This is a genomic window from Pseudomonas sp. P7548 (assembly GCF_013386585.1).
Taxonomy (GTDB): domain Bacteria; phylum Pseudomonadota; class Gammaproteobacteria; order Pseudomonadales; family Pseudomonadaceae; genus Aquipseudomonas.
Map to the genome: position 1 here is coordinate 1 of NZ_JACARO010000230.1, position 328 is coordinate 328.

General features: G+C 67.7%; 1 protein-coding gene. It reads left to right on the forward strand.

Annotated elements, in window-relative coordinates; genetic code table 11:
* Window positions 1-328: AraC family transcriptional regulator (locus HX803_RS32445; RefSeq protein WP_178926124.1), on the forward strand; the 328-nt coding region annotated here is incomplete at both ends.

The window sequence follows — 328 nt, forward strand, 5'->3', positions numbered from 1 at the left end:
GACTACCCCCCCGCAAGCCCCACCGCCCGCCTGGCGGGCGTGCTGATCGAACAAATGGAACAGGCGCCCTCGGAACAGCTGTACCTGCCCCTGCCCGCCTCGACTCAGTTGCGCGCCATTGCCCGCCAACTGGCCCAGGCGCCAGACAATCGCAGCACCATGGCCGAGTGGGCGAAGCAAGTGGCGATGAGCGAACGGTCACTGGCGCGGTTGGTGAAGCGCGAAACGGGGCTGACGTTTGGGCAGTGGCGCAAGCAGTGGCAGATTATCGTGGCGCTGCAGAGCTTGGCCGAGGGGGAGTCGGTGCAGCGGACGGCGGAGGCGTTGG